This window comes from Streptomyces sp. NPDC091289 (genome assembly GCF_044757365.1).
Classification (GTDB): Bacteria; Actinomycetota; Actinomycetes; order Streptomycetales; family Streptomycetaceae; genus Streptomyces.
In genome coordinates, this window is record NZ_JBIVUT010000037.1 from 1 (window position 1) to 15,990 (window position 15,990).

Consider the following 15,990-nt stretch of genomic DNA (forward strand, 5'->3'; position numbering starts at 1 on the left):
TCAACGTCCCCAGATCCGTACTCGCACCCTGCGAATCCGACAACAGCCTCGACAGAACCGACGCCCCCATATCGAACTTCACAACATCCCCCACCCCGTCGAACGAACACACGTACGGCCATGTTTATCAACCCTGGAGTCGCTACTGCAATCTGCAATCAGCCAGATTGAGGCCGGTGCGGATCTACGCCCCCTTGAGGTGCCGCACCAGCCTCTCGAACTCCTGCCACCCCGTCAGATCCGAGGGGTCCCCCGGCAACGGGTAGTAGAGAGCAGGCCTGGTCCTCGGGCCGAGCTGCACCGGTTGTCCGGTCAGCGGAGTGCGCCTCGCCCGGTCTCCCGGCATCGCACGGACCTCCTCCGCACCCAGTACGAAGGCCAGCGGGACCCCCGGGCCCTCGAAGCGCGGCGGTACGGCCACATCGCGGCGCGCTTTGCGAAGTTGTACGAGCATCGACTGGAGGTGGTGGCGTGTGGCGAGCGCTTCGGCGGCCGCGGGCAGGGCGTCCAGCGGAGGCTTCTCGTCGGCGCCGTAGCCGAACGCGAGCGTGACCTCCTCCTCCACTCCCGCCTTCGTTCGCGTGATGCGTACGGTCGCGATTCCCGGTCGCGAGCGATTCCCGACCACCACGAGCCAGGTCGGTTCCGGCGCCCGCTCGTACGCGACGTCCGTCAGCCGGCGCAGTGACCAAGGAAGGGTCGCCGGTTCCGATGTGCCCCAGCCGGCCGGCGGTTCGCCCGTCAGGTCCCGCCACACCGTCTCCAGGCCGCCGCCCAGGACGAGTCGCTCGTCCGCCGGGTGCACCATGCGGAACGTCAGGCCCAGTTGGCGTTCGCCGGTGTCCCGGACCTCCTGGTAGGCGGCCGCCACCGGGGTGCGCGGGTCGTCGTCCGTGGCGTCGGGGGAGAGGACCGGGTCGAACGCGCCGTCCTGCCAGCGCAGTACCGCGCCCGTCAGGCCGTCGTAGTAGCCGTCGCGTTCGTCCTGGACGATCCAGCGGGACGGCCAGCCGGTCAGGGCGTCCCGTACGGCGGGGGAGAGCGTGGTGCCCGCCGGGCTGACGATCTGGAGGCCGAGGCCTGCCTCCGCGGCCGCGCGGAACGCTTCGGACAGCCAGGCCGTCATGGCCACCACCGGGCGGTCCTGGATGACGACCGCGACCTTGTCGGTGAGCACGTCGATGGCAGGCTGCGCCGCGGCGGGTTCCGGCGCGACGCTCACGCCGTCGGTCTTCACCACGGCGATCGAACCGACCGCGTCCGGTGGCCAGGCGGTGCCGCCCACCAGCGTGGCCAGCCGGGCCGCGAACGTGCCCGCGAGCTGTTCCGCCTCCGCGACCCCCGTGGTGGCGCGTGCCTCCGTCCACCAGTACGGGACCGGGGGCGCAGTGGTCCCGAGCAGCCGCTCGGCCTCGCCCTCGACGGAGACCAGCAGCGGGGCCTCCACGGAGACGAGCGGGCGGCCCTCCGCGTCGCAGAGCTGTATCACCGCACCCTCGCCCCGGGTGCCCACCAGTTTGTCCGGGCCGCCGGAGAGCAGGCCCGCCAGCACGGCCCACGGTTCGGGCATACGGGGGGTGAGGGCGATGACGTCCTTGGTCATGGAGGGGGTGTCCGGTCCTTTGTCGGTCGGCGGTGGGTGTGCAGGGGGCGTGTGCGGGGGGCATCCCCGCACACGCCTCACGTCGGCGCGTACACCGTCTGGATCAGGCGGTTCGGCTGTCCCCTGCGGATGAACACTCCGCGCCCGGGAGCCTGTTGGGAGGCGTACACGCCGGGGAACAGCTGGCCCTCGCTGCGGTCGCCCGCCATCAGCAGCGCCGAGGACCCCGATTCCCGCAGCCCCTGCACCAGCGGCTCGTACATGCCCCGCGACGCTCCGGCGACCCGGCGGGTCAGGACGAAGTGGAGGCCGATGTCGACCGCCGAGGGGATGTACGGCAGGAACGGTGACAGCGGGGACTGGCCCGCGGTCGTGAGGACGTCGTAGTCGTCGACCAGGACCACGATGCGCGGGCCCTTGCCCCAGTTGCCCGGCTCCAGATCCTCCAGGCGGGCGTTCTCGTCGGGCAGCCGCTTCTCCAGTTCGGTGGCGATCCCCGCCGAAAGGCCTGCACACAGCTTGGAGTTGTACGCGTAGCCCCCGTTGAACTCCTCCGGGATCGCACCACGCAGCGAGCGCCGCGGATCCATCACCGCGAACACCAACTCGTCCTCGCCGTACCGGTCGATGAGGCCGTGTGCGACGGTCCGCAGCAGGTTCGTCTTGCCGCATTCGCTGTCTCCCAGCACCAGCAGGTGCTGGTCGTGCTGGAACAGGTCGAGCAGTACGGGCGCGAGCGCCGACTGGTCGAGTCCGATCGGTACGCGCGTGGGTTCGGCTGCCGGGCCCGGCAGCGAGTGCGGCTCCAGGACATGTGGCAACACCCGCACCGGCTGGGCCACTTCGCCGTTCCAGGTGGCCCGGACCGTACGGGCCGTACGCTCCAGGACCGCACCCAGGTCCGCCGTGTCGTCGACCCCGTCCGTACGCGGTAGCGCCACCTGGGCGAAGAGCTTTCCGTCGGTGAGGACGCGGCCGGGTTCGTCGGGCGACAGGGTCTCGGCGAGCTTGCGGTCGATGCTGGACTCGCCGGGGTCGTTCAGGCGCAGCTCGACACGGGTGCCGAAGTTGGACTGGATGGCGATGCGTACGTCGTTCCAGCGCAGCATGCCCGCGACGATGTGGATCCCGTAGCCGCCGCCGCGCTTGAGGATGTCGGCGATCGCGTCGTCCAGCTCGTCGAAGTCGTCGCGCAGCGCACCGAATCCGTCGATGACGAGGAGGATCTCGGCCGAGGCGAGTTCGGGCAGTTGGCCGGCCGCGTGCAGGGTGCGCAGCTGCTCGACCGAGTCGATGGCGTGCTCGCGGAAGAGGTCCTCGCGCAGCGCGAGCATCGTGCGGACCTCCTCGACGGTGCGCGCCGCCCGCTCCCGGTCCGCGCGGCCCGCGATGCCGCCGACGTGCGGCAGACCTGACAGCGCCTGGAGGCCGCCGCCGACGAGGTCGAGGCCGTAGACGCCGATCTCGCGCGGGGTGTGGGTGAGCGCGAGGGAGAGGACGAGCGTGCGCAGCAGCGTCGTCTTGCCCGACTGCGGTCCGCCGATCACCGCCGCGTGGCCGCCCGCCACCGTGAGGTCCAGGAACCACTGCCCCTGCCACTGCTTGGCCGGGTCGTCGAGCAGGCCGACGGGGACGCGGAGCGGCCTCCGGCGTCCTTCCGTGACCGCTCCGGTCAGCCGCATCCCGTGCGGTCCGATGTCCAGCGGGCCGGCGACGGTGTCGAGGGCCGTGGCCGTGGGCAGCGGCGGCAGCCAGATGCTCCGTACGGCGGTGGCGGCTCCGGTCAACTGGTCGACCATCACACCGAGTTCCGTCGGTCCCGTCTCGCGGCGGCGGGACGCCGGTTCCGGGGACTGCCGTGCCTCGTCCGGTCCGGCCAACGTGTTGAACGCCTCGTACGACAGCGCGAGCGGGCCCGTCTCCTCGTCCTCGGTGCTACGGACCGGGCCGCGGTAACCGCCCGACACATAGCCCGCCTTGAACCGGGCGTAGTGGCTCGTGTCGACCTTCAGATAGCCGAAGCCGGGCAGCGGAGGCAGGTGGAAGGCGTCCGTCGTGTCCAGGACCGTGCGGGACTCGTCGGCGGAGAAGGTCCGCAGGCCGAGCCGGTAGGAGAGGTAGGTGTCCAGGCCCTTGAGCTTGCCGCCCTCGATGCGCTGGCTGGAGAGCAGCAGATGCACGCCGATGGAGCGGCCGATCCGGCCGATGGAGAGAAATAGATCGATGAAGTCCGGCTTGGCGGTGAGCAGTTCGCCGAACTCGTCGATCACCACGAACAGATGCGGCAGCGGATCCAGGTCCGGCCGCTTCTCGGCGCGCAGGGCCGCGTAGTCCCCGATGTCCGCGACGTTCCCCGCGTCCTTGAGGGCCTGCTGGCGGCGCTTGACCTCACCGGCGAGGGAGGAGTGGACCCGCTCGACGAGCCCCGCCTGGTTCTCCAGGTTGGTGATGACCCCGGCCACGTGCGGCAGCTCCGCGAACGGCGCGAACGTCGCCCCGCCCTTGTAGTCGACCAGCACGAGCGCCAGATCCTCCGGCGGATGCGTGGCCACCAGGGCGAGGACCAGGGTGCGCAGCAGCTCCGATTTTCCCGAACCCGTCGCGCCCACGCACAGACCGTGCGGGCCCATCCCCAGCTCCGAGGACTCCTTGAGGTCCAGCAGCACCGGCTCGTGGGAGTCGCTGATGCCGATCGGGACGCGCAGGAAGGCGCGTTCGCCGCGCGGCGCCCACAGCCGGTCCAGGTCGAGCCGGGCCACGTCGTCGATGCCGAGCATCGCCGCGAACTCCACCGGCCCGGACAGCGGGGCGTCGGCCAGGGACTCGGCGGACAGCCGCAGGGGCGCCAGCATCCGGGCCAGACCCTCGGCGAACGGGATGCCCGCCTCGTCCACCGTGCCGTGCGCCTCCACGGGCTCCGGCGTCCGGAGGTCCTCGATGGTCACGTCCGTGCCGTCGACGGTGATCCGTACGCTGACGTGTCCCGGCTCCTGCACCCGCTGCTCCAGCAGATGCAGCACCGTGACGCCCATCTCCCGCAGACCGACGGCGTCGTCCGGGCGCGGCAGGTCGACGGCGTCCTCGCCGTGCCCGTCGGTGACGACGAGCAGCCGGGAGTTCATGGACAGCGCGTCCCGGCCGGCCAGGCCCCGGCGGACCTCGGCCGCGTACGAGGCCCGGCGGCGCAGCTCCGCCCCGATCTGCCGGGCGAGCTGTGGGGCGGAGGGGGCGATGCGGCGCGCGGCGACCGGGCCGTCGTACTGCTCGGTGTCGAGCAGATGCGGCAGCCACTTGGCCCATTCCCAGTCGGCCATGCGGTCGCCCGGCGCCGCGAGGGCGATCGCCACGTCGTCGGGGGCGTGCAGGGCGGCCGTCTGGACCAGCAGGGCACGGGCCACCCGCAGACAGTCCTCGCGGGGGCCGATCACACTGACGTTGCCGATCCGGTCCAGCGGGACGGTGAGCGGCAGTTCGGTGCCGTTGCGGAACCGGTTCACCAGCGCCGACGCCTCGTTGAGCATGAACAGGTCGGGCGGTGTGAGCACCGTCGACCCCGGCTCGGCGATCTGCAGATCCCGTACGGGCATCTCGCCGGTGCCGACCCGCACACGCAGGAAGTCGTCGTCGATCCTGCGCCGCTCCCAGAGGCGCGCCGGGTCCCGCACGATGTCGTACAGGGCGTACGGCGGGGGGTTCAGGACGTCGGCGCGCTCACGTCGCTCGCGCTCCTCGCCCGAGAGCTCCTCCCGCAGGTCCTCCACATAGGCGAGATACGCCTCGCGCTGGGTGCGCCGGGTGCGCTGGGCCTTGCCGCGCTGCGAGAAGAGCAGGGCCACGGAGCCGATGACGGTGACCACGAGGATGATCGCGCCGAGGGCGGCGAACTGGCTGTTGCGGATCACCGTCATCATCACGACGGACGACATGACCCCGGCGACCGGCAGCAGCGACATCGCGATGTTGCCCGCCTTCCCCTCGGGGAGGTTGGGCGGGGCCTCGATGGTGCGGGGCGCGGGTGCGGCCGGCGGACGGGTGGTCCGGGCGGGGCGGTGGATCAGTCGGGTGCTCATGGGTGTTACCGGCGCTTCTGGGAGAGCTGGAAGACCTCGGCGGCCAGTCGGGTGGCGGCCAGTCGTGTCGGCCGGGCGAGCAGTTCGGTGCGGAGTTCTCCGCCTGCTGCCAGATGCCGGTCGTGGGGCAGGACATGGACGGCCGCGCCGGTGGACCGGAGCTTCTCGGCGGCCGCCTCCACATCGATCCCGGGGCGGGCCGTCGTGCTGGTCAGCGCCACCACGGTCCCGGCGATCAGGTGGCGGGGCAGCCCCTGCATCCACTGGAGGACCGCGTACGTGCTGGTGACGCCGTCCAGCGTGGCGGGGGCGGCCAGTACGCGGGCCTGGGCGGCCGAGAGCGCGACCCGGGCGACCTCGGCGGGCAGCGTCTCGCAGTCGACCACGGTCACCCCGAAGTACCGGCGCAGCGCCACCATGACCCGCTCGTACGCCGCCGTGTCCAGCATCGCCCCGATCCGGCCCTGACTGCCGGGCAGCAGCCAGGCGTTGTCGGGGAGCTGGACGAGATAGCCGGTGACGTCGAGCAGCGACATCTGCGGCTCCACGATGTCCGCCAGATCCGCCGTGGTCCAGCGCAGCGTCTCCGCGCCGAGACGCAGCGGCAGCGAACCGAGCGCGGGATCGGCCTCGACGAGGAGGACCGGGTCGTGGCGGTAGTGCGCGTACGCCGTGCCGAGCAGGGCAGCCACCGTCGTCTTGCCCGCACCGCCCCGGATGGAGGTGACGGCGATCTGCCGGCCGGTCGTCACCGGCTGCTGGATCCGCTCGGCGGTGCGGGTGATCTCGGCGACCTCACGTGCCGCAGACGAGGAAACGATCCGCCGTAGCGCGCGCGTTATTCGCGCGGCGGCCGGCTCACCCTGCCGGGGCCGGCGTGCCGTACCGGACAGGGCGCTGTCCACCACGGGCCGTGAGTCGGGGGAGCGGACGGGCCGTTGCGTACGCGCCGGGGGAGCGGCGGGGGCGGTTGCCGCGGCGGCGTCCGGGCTCGGCACCTGCGACGCCCGCGCCTGGGTACCCGTACGTTCTTGAGACGGGGACGGGGACGGGGACGGAGGCTGGGACTGGGACTGGGACTGGGACTGGGACGGGGGCTGCGGCTGGGGAGGCTGATGCTGATCCCGCGGCTGTGCTCCCGTATGTTCCCGCGCCTGTTCCCGCGCCTGTTCCCGCGCCGGGCCGTGGCCCTGCGCGCGCGGCGGGGGCGTACCCCTCAGATCGCGCAGCACATCACCCTGCCAGTTGTCCGCGTTCGGCATGTCTGCCCTTCTCCTCCGCTCCGATGCCCCGACCGGAGCCGCCCGCGCATGAATGTCAGAACTTGTCGAGCAACTGGCCGTACATGCCGAACACGCCGATGGCGAGCGGGAACAGCCCCACCATGCCGATGGACTCGACCAGGTCGGCGGTGCGCCGCAGCCGCACCCGTACATGCTCGGGCGGCTCCACCGACAGGGCGAGCAGCGGCAGCAACGCCGCCACGCCGAGCACGACGACGGGGCCCGCACCCCCGGACGCCTGCTCCATCCACAGCATCACGAGGCGTACGAGAAGCACCGCCGCAGCGGCGAACAGGGCCACCACCTCGGCCACCAGCGGGAACGCACGGGCCCTCGACAGCAGGACCACCGCCACCAGCGAGGGCAGGAGCACGGTCCACACGGTCGGCCGGGCGGTCAGGGTGAGCAGCCAGCCCGCCGCCGTCGCCGAGACCGCGGTGACCACGGTCGCGAGGGCGAGTCCGCGGTGCGTGGCGGCCAGCGCGTCGGCCACGTCGTGGCGGCTGACCGACACCCCGCCCGACCGCCGGTCGTCGAGTGCGGTGAGCCCGGACGCCATCAGGGCGAGCCGGGGCAGCATGCCGAGCAGCACCACGGAGAACACCGCCATCACGGCGCCCAGCCGGGCCGGATCCGACTCCACCGCGGCGACGGCCTCCCACACCGCGGCCATGACCGCCGTGGAGCCCGCGCCGATCAGGCCACCGCGGCCGAGCGGCGAGAAAATCCCGAGCAGCAGTAGGGCCAGGGCCACCGCAGCCGCCACCGCGGCGAGCCGGGCCGGGCCCGACCAGTCGTACGCGTCGGCCGCGGTCCAGGCCGTGAGGACGCCGAGGCCGCCCGAGACGAACAGCAGCGCGGTCGCCAGTCCGCGGTTGCCCGTCCCGATCCGGGCGCACAGCGCGCCGCCCACGAGAAGGACGGCGGTGACGACCGCCAGCGCGACGGCCAGCGTGCCGAGCGGGAATTCACGGCGGGCCAACAGGGCGGCGATCACGGCGAAGGCCACGGTCGACGCCCCGGCGGCGACCCTGCGCGCGGCCGGACGCCAGCGCCAGGCTTGCAGGTCGAGACTGTCGGCCACTTGGTCCGTGACGTCGTGGACCACCGGGGCGGGCGGCGCCGCGTGGGTCCGGACCAGGCGCAGCACGGCACCGTCGCTGACACCGGCCGAGGCGAGCGTGCTGTCGTGCGGCAGGGCCGAACCGTCGGAGGTGATCAACTGCCTGGTCAACGGCCGTGACGCCGCGCGGTCGTCCAGCAACTGCAGGATGTCCGGGAGAAGCTGACCGATGGGCGTGTCCGAGGGCAGCACGATGTCGGCCCGGCGCCGCTCACCGACCAGGGTCACCCGGCTCAGTTCCGAGCGGGACGTCATTGCTGTGCTCACCACTTACGGAAACCTATCATCGTGATTTTCCGAAAATTCGGGCCAATTGGGCAAAGTGCGTAGTGAAGTTGGCGCATTTCCGAGTTCGGCGAAATACCGCCTGCAACGCGTGCCCGGATGCATTTCCGGCCACCTGGTCGTTCTCCGGTCGTTCCTCGGCCGGAAGGCGATCAGGGGCCCTTCTCCGGGCCGGAAGGCGAAGCGGAATGCGTCGGCGGTTCGTACCGCTGCGCCTGACGCTGCTGTTGCTGCTTCTCCTGCTCGGCCTTCTGTTTCTCCAGCGTGTGCTGGAGGAAGGACCAGCCGACGCACCCGGCGCAGAGTACGGCGGTGATGGCGATGCCCGCGAAAACCTTCCCGAGGCGTTCGTCGGCGGTGCGTCGTGCGCGCCCCACGCCGAAGAGCAGGGCATCGCGCATCCTGCGGCGGCGTACCCCCACCGATTCCAGCAGTTGACTGTCGTAATCCCGTGCCACGCGATCCCCCTTTGCCACTGCAACATACCGAGGGGTGGTCACGGCGTGCACACCAGGGCGGCCATCGCGCTCGCACTCCGGCCGGAGAGAGGCGTGCACGTGCCCTGTACGGCGTCGCGGCCGTAGCCGTGGCCGCGGGTCCCCCGGGGGCTCACCCCTGCCGCAGCGCGAACCACAACTCCGCCCGTACGTCCATGTCGTCCAGGTCCCTGCCCAGCAACTCCCCGCACCGCCCGATGCGTTGGCGCACGGTGTTGCGGTGGACGGCCAGGGCCACCGCCGTACGGTCCCAGTTGCCGTGGAGCGAGAGCCAGCAGCGCAGGGTGTCGGCCAGGGGTGTGGTGAGCGGGGCGAGGAGGGCGCGGGCGTGGGCGGCCGCCTGTTCGGGCGGTACCAGGGCGGCGAGGCCGCTCGCGGGGGCGTCCACCGTCAGCGGGGCGCGGGTCGCCTGTGCGTGGGCCAGGGCGCGGGCGGCCAGGTGGTCGGCGGCGTCGAGAGCAGTGACGGGTGTGGGGGCGGACGCGCCGAGCGTCCAGCCGGGCTGCGGGGTGACCCGGGCCGGATCGTGGCCGGTGGCGCTGCGGGAATCCGTAGCGGGATCGGCCCGGGCCGGATTCGGCTCCGTTCCGAGAGGGCTCGGCAGCAGTACCCGTACCGCCTCGTCGCCCCCGCGGCCCGCGTCGACCAGGGCCGTGCCCAGCGACGCGCCCAGGGCGCCGGCGGTCAGGGCGTCCGCCGGGGCGCCGTTCGTGCGGCGGGCGTGGATCACCGTCCAGGGGCCGGTGGAGCCGAGCAGCGGGGCCACCTCGGCGGGGGAGGCGCCCAGGAGCATGCGGACCAGGGCCGCCGAACGGCCCGCCGCGTCCGCGCCCTGGTGGGGGGCGGCCAGGAGGGAGAGGAGGACCACCGCGATGCCCGCCACCGTGTGGTCGCCGGACTCCCGGTGCCGGGTCGCGAGCGCCAGCACCAGGCCCTCGCCGCCACCCAGCGCGTACGCGGCCAGGTGGGTGCCGTCGTGGGTGTCGGTGGCCGAGGTGGGGGAGCCGGGGCGTTCGCGGGCCACCACCCGGGCCAGGCGGGTCAGGGCTCCCGCCGCATCCGGGGGCAGCCGACGGCCCGCCGTGGGGGGCTCATCGGCCGGGGCGCGGCCCGCCGCGTGGACCTCCTCGCCCCGTGCCGTCAGCAGCACCGCCCGGCCGCCGAGCTGCGCCGCGAGCTGGTGGAGGACCGCCGGTACGGGGTCGGGGCGGGCCGCCGCCGTCGCCAGGGCCTGCTGGGCGCGGGTCACCCGGCGCAGCTCGCGGTGGCGCGCCTCGGCCATCAGCCGCCACACCGCCCGCGCGATCGTGGTGAACGGGGTCTTGGGCGGCACCTCCAGCAGCGGGAGGCCGTAGCGGTCGCACGCCTCGATGAGTGCGTCGGGGACGCTCTCGTACACCGGCCGTACCCCGAAGCCCAGCGCCGCCGCCCCCGCCTCCACCAGCCTGCCGACGTAGTGGTCCGGGTCCGTCAGCAGCACCCCGGCGCTCAGCAGCAGCTCGCCGCCCAGCAGATACGGATACGGGTCGGCCATCTCCGAGGTGTGCACCCAGAGCAGGTCGGCGTCCGCCGGACCCGCGATCCGGCGCAGGCCCAGCTCCTCCCTGGCCAGGAGTTCCGCCAGGGGGATGGGCGGGGTCGGCGGGCCGGGTGGCGGCGGAGTCGGCTGTGGGGTGCCTGCGGGAGGAGTCGGCATGGACGGTTCATCCATTCGGTGTGGCGGGAATGGAGGAAACGTACACTTCAGCGTCGGCTTTCGGCCACCTACCGTCTTCCTCGCACGTACATCTGTTTGCGCGAGACGGAGGGAAGCCCATGGCTGTCGACTACGCCGTGATCGTCGTCTACCTGGCCGGCATGCTCGCCATGGGCTGGTGGGGCATGCGCCGCGCCAAGTCGAAGAGCGAATTCCTGGTCGCGGGCCGCCGCCTCGGACCGGGGATGTACTCCGGCACCATGGCCGCGATCGTCCTCGGCGGCGCGTCCACCATCGGCGGTGTCGGGCTCGGCTACCAGTACGGCCTCTCCGGCGCGTGGATGGTCTTCACCATCGGCCTCGGGCTGCTCGCGCTGTCCGTCTTCTTCTCGGCGCGGATCGCCCGGCTGAAGGTCTACACCGTCTCCGAGATGCTCGACCTGCGCTACGGCGGCAAGGCCGGGATCATCTCCGGCGTCGTGATGTGGGCGTACACGCTGATGCTCGCGGTCACCTCGACCATCGCGTACGCCACCATCTTCGACGTCCTCTTCGACGTGAACCGCACGGTCGCGATCGTCCTCGGCGGTGCGATCGTCGTCGCGTACTCGACGCTCGGCGGCATGTGGTCGATCACGCTCACCGACATGGTCCAGTTCGTCGTCAAGACCATCGGGGTGCTGCTGCTCCTCCTGCCGATCGCCGTCGTCAAGGCGGGCGGCTTCAGCGAGATGAAGGCCCAGCTGCCGACCGAGTACTTCGACCCGCTCGGCATCGGCGGCGAGACGATCTTCACGTACGTGCTGATCTACACCTTCGGCATGCTCATCGGACAGGACATCTGGCAGCGCGTCTTCACCGCGCGCAGCGACACCACGGCTCGTTGGGGCGGGACGGTCGCCGGTACGTACTGTCTCGTCTACGCCATCGCCGGGGCGGTCATCGGTACCGCCGCCAAGGTGATGTACCCGAACCTGGCGAGCGCGGACGCCGCCTTCGCGACGATCGTCAAGGACGAGCTGCCGATGGGGGTGCGCGGGCTGGTGCTCGCCGCCGCGCTGGCCGCCGTGATGTCGACGTCCTCCGGCGCGCTGATCGCCTGCGCGACCGTCGCCAACAACGACATCTGGTCGCGGTTGCGGGGCGTCGTCGGCCGGGGCGGGGGCGGCGATGAACCGCAGGACGAGGTCAAGGGCAACCGGGTCTTCATCCTGATCATGGGCGTCGGCGTCATCCTCATCGCCATCGCGCTGAACGATGTGGTCGAGGCGCTGACCGTCGCGTACAACCTGCTGGTCGGCGGGCTGCTCGTGCCGATCATCGGCGGGCTGCTGTGGCGGCGCGGCACGGCGGCGGGGGCGCTGTCGGCGGTGTGCGTCGGGGGTGTCGCGGTGGTCGGGCTGATGTGGCACTACGGGATCCTCGCGAACCAGCCGATCTATTACGGGCTGCTGGCGTCGCTGGCCGTGTACGTGGTCGTGTCGCTGGCTACGCCGCCCACGGATGCGGCCGTGCTGGCCGCGTGGCGTGAGCGGTTGGCGGGCCGCGCTGAGCCCGCCCCGGAGGCCCTGGCTGCCGCCGGCGACTCCGGCGCACCCAGCCCGTCCGGCGTTTGAGGACGGAACCCTCGGGCTGGTCCCGGCCGGCCTCAAAGACGTCCTCCATCGCCGGACGGGCTGAATTTGCCCGCACACTTGACACCGTACGAAACCTGTACGAATCCCGTACTGAAGGAAAGGCACCCCCCATGAGCAGCACCGATGCGCCGCGCGGACCCATCGACTCCTCCCGCGTCCCGCGGTACGCCGGGCCCGCGACGTTCGCCCGGCTGCCCCGGCTCGACGAGGTCGGGCGCACCGACGTCGCCGTCGTCGGCGTGCCCTTCGACACCGGGGTCTCCTACCGGCCCGGCGCCCGCTTCGGCGGCAACGCCATCCGTGAGGCCTCCCGGCTGCTGCGCCCGTACAACCCCGCCCAGGACGCATCCCCGTTCGCCCTCGCGCAGGTCGCCGACGCCGGGGACATCGCGGCGAACCCGTTCAACATCAACGAGGCCGTCGAGACCATCGAGGGCGCGGCCGACGACCTGCTGGGCACCGGCGCACGCCTGATGACCCTCGGCGGCGACCACACCATCGCCCTGCCCCTCCTGCGCTCCGTCGCCAAGAAGCACGGGCCCGTCGCCCTGCTCCACTTCGACGCGCACCTGGACACCTGGGACACCTACTTCGGCGCCGAGTACACCCACGGCACCCCGTTCCGCCGGGCCGTCGAGGAGGGCATCCTCGACACCTCCGCCCTCTCCCACGTCGGCACCCGCGGCCCGCTCTACGGCAAGCAGGACCTGACCGACGACGAGAAGATGGGCTTCGGCATCGTCACCTCCGCCGACGTCATGCGGCGCGGCGTCGACGAGATCGCCGACCAGCTCCGTCAGCGCATCGGCGACCGGCCGCTCTACATCTCCATCGACATCGACGTGCTGGACCCCGCGCACGCCCCCGGCACCGGCACCCCCGAGGCCGGCGGCCTCACCTCCCGCGAGCTGCTGGAGATCCTGCGCGGGCTCTCCTCCTGCCACCTGGTCTCCGCCGACCTGGTCGAGGTCGCCCCCGCGTACGACCACGCCGAGATCACCTCCGTGGCCGCCTCCCACGCCGCGTACGAGCTGACGACGATCATGTCCCGCCAGATCGCGGCGGAGAAGGAAACCACGGGAGCCGAGGACGCCAAGTGAGCCACGACCACGACGACCGGCCGCAGCTCACCGCCGCGCAGGCCGCTGCCGTACTGGACCCGCCGGCCGGCCGCAACGGCGGTGACCTCGTCGTCGAGTCCCTCCAGGGGCTCGGCGCGACCACCGTCTTCGGGCTGCCCGGCCAGCACGCGCTCGGCATGTTCGACGCGCTGCGCCGCTCCTCCCTCTCGTACGTCGGACTCCGCGTCGAGAACAACGCGGGCTTCGCCGCCGACGCGTACGGCCGGATCACGGGGGAGGTCGCGCCGCTGCTCCTGTCCACCGGGCCCGGGGCGCTGACCTCGCTCGCCGCGCTCCAGGAGGCGGCCGCCGCCTCCGCGCCCGTCCTCGCCATCTCCAGCCAGATCCCCACGGCCGGGCTCGGCGGCGGGCGGCACGGCTATCTCCACGAGCTGCGCGACCAGCAGGCCTCCGTCCGCGACATCGTGAAGTCCGTCCACACCGTGCGTTCCGCCTCGCAGATCCCGTCCGCGATCGCCGCCGCCTGGGAGTCCGCCCTGACCGCCCCGCACGGGCCGGTCTGGGTGGAGATCCCGCAGGACGTGCTGCTGGCCGAGACGACCCTGCCGGTCGTCAGCGCCATGGACGCCACCCCGCGCGAGCTCTACCCGCGCCCCGAGCTGACGATCGCCGCGGCCCATCTGCTGTCGAACGCCGAGCGGCCCGTGATCATCGCGGGCGGCGGAGTCGTCCGCTCCGACGCCTCCGGCAAGCTCCTCGCGCTGGCCGAGAAGATCGACGCCCCCGTCGTCACCACCTTCGGCGGCAAGGGCGCCTTCCCCTGGGAGCACCCGCTGTCGCTGCGCTCCTGGCTGGAGGACCGGCACACCACCGACTTCCTGGAGGACGCGGACGTCCTGCTCGTCGTCGGCTCGGGGCTCGGCGAACTCTCCTCGAACTACCACACCTTCCGCCCGCGCGGCCGGGTGATCCAGATCGAGGCGGACGCCGGGAAGCTGGAGTCCAACCACCCCGCCCTCGGCATCCACTCCGACGCCCGCGAGGCGCTGGCCGACCTCCTGGAGGCCGTGGAGCCTCGCGAGGACGCGGGTGCCGCGGAGCGTGTGCGTACGGTGCTGGAGAAGGTACGGGTCCGGATCGACGCCCAGGAACTCACCCTGGAGCAGCAGGTCCTCGCCGCCGTCCGTGAGGCGCTGCCCGACAACGCGCCCAGCTTCTGGGACATGACGATCCTGGCGTACTGGGCCTGGTCCGCGTTCGACGCGCGGCGGCCCAACACCATGCACTCCGCCCAGGGCGCGGGCGGCCTCGGCTACGGCTTCCCGGCGGCCATCGGGGCCGCCGCCGCCGACCCGACGAAGCCCGTGCTCGCGGTCTCCGGCGACGGCGGCGCGATGTACTCCATCGCGGAGCTGGCGACCGCCCGCCAGTACGACCTGCCGCTGACCTGGCTGATCGTCGACGACGGCGGCTACGGGATCCTGCGCGAGTACATGACGGGCGCCTTCGGCGAGTCCACCGCCACCGAGCTGTCCCGCCCGGACTTCGTCGCGCTCGCCGAGTCCTTCGGCGTCCCCGCCGTCCGTACGACACCGGAGTCCCTCGCCGGGGATCTGAGCAAGGCACTGGCTGCCCCGGGCCCGTCCGTCGTCGTGCTTCCGGCGCTGCTGCGGATGTTCGAGCCGACGCATCTGTAGGGCGCGTGGTTACGGGGGCAGGGGTAGCCCGCACGCATCGCGTGCGGGCTACCCCTGTGCCGCCCGCGGGGCCTGGTCGTCGACGGCTCCCGATTCCTCGGGCCGGGAGGCCCGACCCGCCGCCTCCGGTGCGTCACCGTCGAGGTCGGTGAACGTCACGCGGATGCTGCTTCCGAACAGCTCCATCCGGAACATCGCTTCCATGGCACGGGCCAGCCGTGCCAGCAGCGGCACGGTGGGGACCGTGCCGCCCAGCTCCAGCTTCGAGACCTGAGGCTGTGTCATGCCGGCGCGCCGGGCCAGCTCGGTCTGTGAGATGCCGAGGGAGACCCGCCGGTCGTACACGGCCTGTCCGAGGTCGAACGCGAGGGAGATCTCCTCGCGCCGCCGCTCCACCTCGGGGTCCTCGGCGATCCCCTGGGCGACCTTCTCGTCGCGGGCGAACTTCCAGCGTGCGTGGCTGACCATTACCGCTTCTCCTTCTCCTCGTCGGCTGTACGCGTGTACACATCGTGAGCCGGTTGGTGCTGGGTCTCGCAGAGCACCTTGGCGCGCTTGGCGCGGGCGACCTCGGCCGTCTCCCGCTGCCGGGTCTTGCGGAAGACGGTAAGCAGAACGATCCGGCGATCCGGTGCGAGCCAATAGGGAATCCGGGTCGCGAACCCCCGTCGGCCCAGGCTGAACCGCAGCTCGCGGACACCGTCGCCGAGGTGCCGGGAATATGGCTCCCCGAGGGTCGTGGGGTGCTCCCGCAACAGGTCGGCGACGTGTTCGACCACGAGGAAGTCGTTGAACGGCAGGTTCATCAGCCACAGCCGAACCTCGGGTTCGATCTCGATCACATAGGGCGTATCCATATATCGGAACGTATAGATGCTCCAGTGTATGACGTCCGTCTTCCCTGTGCAGTCACCCGCACGGGTGATCTGCCCGGATCGGTTGTCGCACCCCCCACCCACCCCCATTTGTTGCGGAGGGATGAAATCCGCTCCCCCTGATGTTGGTGCCTTCCGGTAG

11 protein-coding genes are annotated in these 15,990 nt (G+C 72.1%); 3 read left to right on the forward strand and 8 right to left on the reverse strand.

The window, feature by feature from the left end:
• Window positions 1–184: 184 nt before the first annotated feature.
• The 6 genes from ACIQPT_RS35325 to ACIQPT_RS35350 form a co-directional block, all read right to left on the reverse strand.
• Window positions 185–1,603, reverse strand: a complete 1,419-nt coding sequence (locus tag ACIQPT_RS35325; RefSeq protein WP_401162134.1) for a DUF6177 family protein — start codon at window positions 1,601–1,603, stop codon at window positions 185–187.
• 77 nt (window positions 1,604–1,680) lie between these two features.
• On the reverse strand, window positions 1,681–5,673 hold the full coding sequence (eccCa, locus tag ACIQPT_RS35330) for a type VII secretion protein EccCa (protein ID WP_401162136.1): 3,993 nt from the start codon (window positions 5,671–5,673) through the stop codon (window positions 1,681–1,683).
• 5 nt (window positions 5,674–5,678) lie between these two features.
• Window positions 5,679–6,581 (reverse strand): MinD/ParA family protein, encoded by a 903-nt coding sequence (locus ACIQPT_RS35335; protein WP_401162138.1) that lies wholly within the window; start codon window positions 6,579–6,581, stop codon window positions 5,679–5,681.
• Window positions 6,582–6,990: 409 nt separating this feature from the next.
• A complete protein-coding gene (gene eccD, locus ACIQPT_RS35340; protein WP_401162220.1) occupies window positions 6,991–8,334 on the reverse strand; it encodes a type VII secretion integral membrane protein EccD in 1,344 nt (447 codons plus the stop codon).
• Between the two features lie 182 nt (window positions 8,335–8,516).
• Complete coding sequence (locus tag ACIQPT_RS35345; RefSeq protein WP_401162139.1) at window positions 8,517–8,822, reverse strand: hypothetical protein; 306 nt, start codon at window positions 8,820–8,822, stop codon at window positions 8,517–8,519.
• Window positions 8,823–8,973: 151 nt separating this feature from the next.
• Window positions 8,974–10,572, reverse strand: coding sequence for a PucR family transcriptional regulator (locus ACIQPT_RS35350; protein ID WP_401162141.1), 1,599 nt, complete (start codon window positions 10,570–10,572; stop codon window positions 8,974–8,976).
• 104 nt (window positions 10,573–10,676) lie between these two features.
• Here ACIQPT_RS35350 and ACIQPT_RS35355 point away from each other — a divergent pair, with 104 nt between their 5' ends.
• The 3 genes from ACIQPT_RS35355 to ACIQPT_RS35365 all read left to right on the forward strand — a co-directional run bounded on the left by ACIQPT_RS35355 (window position 10,677) and on the right by ACIQPT_RS35365 (window position 14,973).
• Window positions 10,677–12,173, forward strand: a complete 1,497-nt coding sequence (locus tag ACIQPT_RS35355; protein ID WP_401162143.1) for a sodium:solute symporter — start codon at window positions 10,677–10,679, stop codon at window positions 12,171–12,173.
• A 131-nt stretch (window positions 12,174–12,304) separates the two neighbouring features.
• A complete protein-coding gene (gene speB / locus ACIQPT_RS35360) occupies window positions 12,305–13,294 on the forward strand; it encodes an agmatinase (protein ID WP_401162144.1) in 990 nt (329 codons plus the stop codon).
• Complete coding sequence (locus tag ACIQPT_RS35365) at window positions 13,291–14,973, forward strand: thiamine pyrophosphate-binding protein (RefSeq protein ID WP_401162146.1); 1,683 nt, start codon at window positions 13,291–13,293, stop codon at window positions 14,971–14,973. The genes speB and ACIQPT_RS35365 overlap by 4 nt, the downstream gene beginning before the upstream one ends.
• 48 nt (window positions 14,974–15,021) lie before the next feature.
• Here the strand turns inward: ACIQPT_RS35365 and ACIQPT_RS35370 are convergent, their stop codons facing one another.
• Window positions 15,022–15,441: a helix-turn-helix domain-containing protein gene (locus ACIQPT_RS35370; RefSeq protein WP_401162148.1), complete on the reverse strand. Its 420-nt coding sequence runs from the start codon at window positions 15,439–15,441 to the stop codon at window positions 15,022–15,024.
• Window positions 15,441–15,830: a type II toxin-antitoxin system RelE/ParE family toxin gene (locus ACIQPT_RS35375; RefSeq protein ID WP_401162150.1), complete on the reverse strand. Its 390-nt coding sequence runs from the start codon at window positions 15,828–15,830 to the stop codon at window positions 15,441–15,443. The genes ACIQPT_RS35370 and ACIQPT_RS35375 overlap by 1 nt, the downstream gene beginning before the upstream one ends.
• Window positions 15,831–15,990 lie beyond the last annotated feature (160 nt).